The sequence below is a fragment of the Paraburkholderia sp. BR10954 genome (assembly GCF_040965775.1).
Taxonomy (GTDB): Bacteria; Pseudomonadota; Gammaproteobacteria; order Burkholderiales; family Burkholderiaceae; genus Paraburkholderia; species Paraburkholderia youngii.
This window is the reverse complement of the sequence record NZ_JBFRCK010000113.1, coordinates 1-5,192: the sequence shown is the minus strand read 5'-3', so window position 1 is coordinate 5,192 and position 5,192 is coordinate 1. Positions and strand designations below refer to the sequence as shown.

At 60.5% G+C, this 5,192-nt stretch carries 4 protein-coding genes and 2 pseudogenes; 2 read left to right on the top strand and 4 right to left on the bottom strand.

Features of this window, described 5'->3' with window-relative positions; genetic code table 11:
- The 4 genes from AB4Y34_RS40805 to istA all read right to left on the bottom strand — a co-directional run.
- The coding region (locus tag AB4Y34_RS40805; RefSeq protein WP_368718846.1) for a transposase at positions 1-136 on the bottom strand (136 nt) is incomplete at its 3' end.
- A 19-nt stretch (positions 137-155) separates the two neighbouring features.
- Positions 156-995 carry an IS4 family transposase gene (locus AB4Y34_RS40800; RefSeq protein ID WP_368719198.1) on the bottom strand — a complete coding sequence of 280 codons (840 nt, stop codon included), beginning with the start codon at positions 993-995 and terminating at the stop codon, positions 156-158.
- A 309-nt stretch (positions 996-1,304) separates the two neighbouring features.
- Positions 1,305-2,093, bottom strand: coding sequence for an IS21-like element helper ATPase IstB (gene istB, locus AB4Y34_RS40795; protein WP_368719197.1), 789 nt, complete (start codon positions 2,091-2,093; stop codon positions 1,305-1,307).
- Positions 2,094-2,099: 6 nt separating this feature from the next.
- Positions 2,100-3,617, bottom strand: coding sequence for an IS21 family transposase (gene istA / locus AB4Y34_RS40790; protein ID WP_368719196.1), 1,518 nt, complete (start codon positions 3,615-3,617; stop codon positions 2,100-2,102).
- Between the two features lie 344 nt (positions 3,618-3,961).
- On the opposite strand from istA, the pseudogene AB4Y34_RS40785 reads away from it, so the two are divergent.
- Both AB4Y34_RS40785 and AB4Y34_RS40780 read left to right on the top strand, forming a co-directional pair.
- Positions 3,962-4,671 (top strand): annotated as a pseudogene (locus tag AB4Y34_RS40785) (IS66 family transposase); the annotation flags it as partial.
- 119 nt (positions 4,672-4,790) lie between these two features.
- Positions 4,791-4,985, top strand: a pseudogene (locus AB4Y34_RS40780) (transposase); the annotation flags it as partial.
- Positions 4,986-5,192: the final 207 nt, after the last annotated feature.

Sequence of the window (5,192 nt, the reverse complement as noted above, 5' to 3'; positions counted from 1 at the left end):
ATGCATCAAACATGTCGCGCAGTTCGTATTTGCGCTGGGGCGCGTCAACGTCCATCAGCGTCAGATACGGCGCCGCAAAACTCCATTCCTCATCCGACACATCTGTCGGATACCCTTTGCGGTCGGTTCTTTTCATCCCGCCAGGATACCAGGTCTCAATCGAAGTTCCTAACACGCTCTAAGCACACGATGCCACGATTCAATTGTCCATCGACGTGCATACCATGCCAGACGCTCGAGGGCCGTGCTCGCGGATACGTAGGCACCGAGGTCAGCAATAGCCATTCCAATGGCTCGGCTCCTTCGTCTACGTTCGTTTCCAACGCATGAATTGCAAATACCTCAATTTCGGGAAGCTTCTCGCGACGACGATTTTGCGGCGGACGAAGGCGTACGGTCATGCATCGCACAACCAGCCGTGCGGTGCGCGCCTGTCGGTTTTCGCGCGCAGGCACCTGCAGTTGCGTTTCTCCAATCACTGGCAAGGCTAGCACGGTTTCCCACAAATATCGATCAGGGTGTGCAACGCGTCGATTCCACGACGCGCGCACCAGCCAGTCAACACCGGCAGGCCGCCGTGCCAGGAACACATCGTAGACATTGCCTTCGCGATCGCTCACGCCGATGACTTGCGTATGCGGACAGTGTGTCTTGAGTATGCCCAGCTGCTCGATACCTTCGAGCCATTTCGCGCTCTCTTTCTCTTGTACGCTTCGTTGTCCGCGCAGATGTTTCTTGCCCAACTCCTCCAGCCTACGTATCCACGTCTTCAGGCCGATCACGCTGAGTGGCAGCCCCTCAGGCGTGAGCGCAAGCAGACTGTGTATCAGGAAACCACGAACGTGTGGATCGGAGCCATATCCCAGACTTTCGGTCGCCCGCAAATGAGACAAATTGAACTCAGTGGTGTCCTGAACCGCAAGTACGATCGGCACCTGCTGCATGCGACAAAGCGTTTGGCCGATGTGCGCGCCCAGCACGCCATCGACATCCACCTGTGGGTTATCGAAAAACCGATAAGCCGCCTTCAGCTCAGAAGCTGTTAGCGCCGATGTAAAACTGACCCACCGAGGGTCAGAATTCAATCGGCGTTGACAAGAAGCATTGAACGATTGCGGAAAAGAGCAATGCGGACTCGTCGAAAGCCTACGCGCCAGCATCACGAGCCGTTTGGTCAGGCGAGCGTCGCCACGTTCGGCAGCACCAAACTCTTCACTTGTGTCACGGATCGGCGTAATTGAGCCGGGGATGATCGGCGTAATGAGGCCACCTGGAATGGCCCCGAAACGCGATTTCGAAGGGACTCAAGAATGCGTTTTTTTGCCTGATTTTGCAACCGCGTTTTCGCCGTTTTCGGGCATCGGTTTCGGCTTGCGGAAGCTCTCACCCTCAATGACGACACGGTAGGCGCCATGCCGTAGCCGATCGAGCGTGGCAGCACCGAGGATGCGGTTGTCGGGGAACGCGTCGCCCCATTCGCTGAAGTCGAGATTCGACGTCAGGATCGTCGCCGTGCGCTCATACCTGGCGGCGATCAGGTCATGGAAGTCTTCGTCGTGGGGCGCACGCAGGGGTTTGAGTGCGAAGTCATCGACGATCAGCACCGGAACGCGCACGAACTGCTGCAACTTGCGTTCATAGAGCTCAGTCGCCCGTGCTGCATGCAGCTTCTTGAGCAATTCGGTTTGCGTGATGAACAGGACATCGCGGCCCTGGCGTGCGGCGCAGTGGCCCAAGGCCTGCGCGAGATGCGACTTGCCGACGCCGGTTTGGCCGACCATCAGGACGGAGACCTTCTCGTCGATGTAGCGGCCGGTTGCGAGATCATGGATGTGAGCGCGGTTGAGTTTGGGCACGCGGTCGAAGTCGAAGTTCTCGAGCGTCTTGCCCAGGGAGAAGCCAGCGCGGGCGAGCCGCACGCCGAGCTTCTTCTGCTCTCGCCGCGCGACCTCGTCGTGCAGAAGCGTGGCGAGGAACTCCGTGTAGGCAAGTTGCCCGTCGATGGCTTGACGGTTGCGTTGCTCGAGCGAGTCGAGGATGCCCGAGAGGCGCAACTGCTTGAGGATCGTGTTCAGTTCTGGACTGGGATGCATAGGCGTTCAATGGATCAGAAGGGAATGGAGGTCACGGCCGAAGCGGCCGCCGTTCAGATAGGTGTCGGCAGGCGTTGACGCTGGTGCTGCGGTGGGCTGGCTGTCCAGCCCCTTGTCGAGGATCGTCTTGACGGTGCGGTACTTGGGGCTGGCGAACACGAGCGCACGCTCGCACGCAGCCTCCAGCCGTTGATCGCCGACCTTCTCGCGAAGTCTCACGACGCCCTGCGCGCCGCGCAGGTTGACGAGCACCTTGTCGTTGAACATCGCTAGAACGAGCGCGTGGCAGGCCGGCCCGATATCCTTTGCCCGCCCCAGGCACCACTGTGGATCGTGCTCGAGCCACGCTTGCGCTTCAGGCGGCTGGTGGTCACGCACCGTGTGGCGATCGCCGGGCTTGCGCAGCCGCGGATGGGTCGCGACGAGCTCATGGCGGTGGAATACCTGCACGACCGTGACGGTCGCCTTCAGCCACAGCTGCTTGCCAACGAGCGTAAACGGCACCGAGTAAAGTGCCTTCCTGTAGACGATGTGCCCGTCGGTATGCACCTTGACCTCGCACCATACGGCCAGCACTGGCGGCACATCGGGTAGTCTGGCGAGCAGCGGCTTCTCGATGGCGAAACGTGCGAGCGACTGCTCGCGCGTCGTGCCGTGCTCGCGCGTGCCGGCCTGCTGCATCACCCAGTCGCGCAATTGACGGTTGGCGTCGGCGAGATCGCGGAATTCGCGCAGCGGCACGAAGGATCGTTTGATGTATTTGACCCCGGCCTCAACGACGCCCTTCTTCGCAGGATCGTGTGGAGGGCATGCAGCGATCCGGAAGCCGTACCCCTCGGCCAGCGCGGCGTACGAGCGCTGTACCTCGGGGTCGTACATGCACGCCTTTGTGATCGCGCACCTAGCGTTGTCGATGATCACACGTTCGACGCGGCCACCGAACCATTCGAAGGCGCGCCGGTGACAGGCCAGCCACGTCTCGACCGTCTGATCCAGCACGACCTCGGCGTATTGATGACGCGACCAGTACAACGTCATCACGAAGAACCATGTCTTGAGCAGGCCCCCGGACTCATGCGTGAGCACGGGACCGGCGCCGAAGTCGACCTGTGCGGCGTCCGCCGGCGCGAACTCCAGGATCGTCGTCGCTCTCACGCCGCGCTCGGCCTTCAGGTGCAGCAGGAAGCGCCGCACTGCCGAATAGCTGCCCGTATAGCCGTGGTTGCGCTGAAGCGCGTTGAAGATCGTCGTGCCCTGCACGTCGGCGTCATACCAGCCGCGCACCAGATCGCGAAACGGTTCAATCGTGGAGACGCAGCTACGCGGCAGCTTCGGATTGCGTCCGAAGATCGCTGCCAGTTCGGCGTCGTCCGGCAAGGGCCGACCGGGATCGAGCCAGCCCCGAGCGAGCGCGACCTGCCTGACGGTCTTCAGCTTCCCACGCCCCATCAGGCGTGCGCTGGCAATGTCGCGGTCGGAATCGCCCTGACGCATACGCGCCAGGACCTGTCGATACTCAAACACTTCGAACCTCCTTCGACTCATCGGCCCTCCGGGCAAAAAGACCGAAGGTACCGGGTTGCGGAAATTCGAAATGCGTTTCGGGCTGCCGCCCGACAGAACACTGAGCCCGCTACGTGGCTCGATTACGCCGATCCTGCGGTGGCTCCAATACGCCGATCATCGAGTGGCCCGATTGCGCCGATCATGACTGGCTCGATTGTGGCGATCATCCGGTGGCTCGATTACGCCGATCCCGAAATGGCTCGAATATGCCGGTCAGTGACAACTTGCCCAGTCATCGAGGTCAGGGGTGTGCGACAACGCCCGGCATCACAGATCATGAACGGCTCCAAAGTTAACAGCCGCTGTCTTCGTTTACAAGCTGCAGTGAACTTCATTACAGTCGCCTGTACGACGCGCTGTACAGGACGCTGCTGTCGCGGTCGCTGGTTCACGGCGACGAGACGACGCTTCAGGTGCTCAATGAACCCGCCGGGCGGCGCAGAGCAAAAGCTATGCATGGGTCTATCGCAGCGCGGAGGATTGTGCCGAATCGGTCGTGCTGTTTGAGTACCAGCCCGGGCGCTGGCCAGACGCATCCGCAAAGTTCCTGGGCGACTACAGCGGTATGTTGATGAGCGACGGGTACAGCGCCTGGAGAACACTGAAAAAAGCGACGCACTTCGGCTGCATGGCGCACGCGCGCCGGCTGTTCGTCAAGGCGGACAAGGCAGCGCAGAAGAAAGGGGATGACGGAAAACCGAAGGCGCCGAACGCTCGCGTGGCAAGAGCACTCGAATACTTCCAGGTCCTGTACCGTGTCGAGGCGCTGACCAAAGGCGACCTGCCTGCCGGACAGACCCGTGCTGATTACGCATAGCGCCTGAGGCAGGTGCACAGCGTGCCGGTGCTCGAGGCGTTCAAGGCATGGCTCGATGAACTGGCACCGAAGGTGGTGCCGCAAAGCCTGCTGGGCAAGGCCATCGCCTATACCCGAAACCAGTGGGAATACCTGGGTCGCTACGTCACTGATGGCCGTGCCCCGATTGACAACCACGTCTGTGAGCGGGACATCAGGCCATTTGCGACATCGAGAAAATCGTGGCTGTTCAGCGATACGGTTGACGGTGCGAAAGCCAGTGCTACGATCTACAGTCTCGTACTGACGTGCCGGGCCCGCGGGGTCGAACGGCCCGTATTGCCCGTCGCGGCGTGGAAAGGAAGGAGCGGCTCGGGCGGCATCGCTGGGTGGTCGAGCGCACGCATGCATGGTTTGCCGGTTTCGGCAAACTACGCATTCGTTTCGACCGGCGTCTCGACATTCATAGTGCTTTGCTTTCCTTGGCCGCTGCCGTTATCTGCTCGTGCTTCGTTGATGACTTGTGTTAGCGGCTCTTACTGCTGCGCCGCCCTCAGGAAATTCATGCATCGATGCAACAACCTGGAAATTAATGTCGCGATTAACACGCAAAATGGAATGAACGCCTCCCGCCGGAGATGGCGGTGGAAACAAAGAAGGACGGCGGATTCTCATCTGGCGGATCATGAGGGTTCATAGGCCAAACCAACCGGAGGCTTCAAATGAAACTCACGCCA

Bases quoted from the DNA above. Each gene is read 5' to 3' on its own strand.
- istB (WP_368719197.1), bottom strand. From the start codon at position 2,093: ATGCATCCCAGTCCAGAACTGAACACGATCCTCAAGCAGTTGCGCCTC.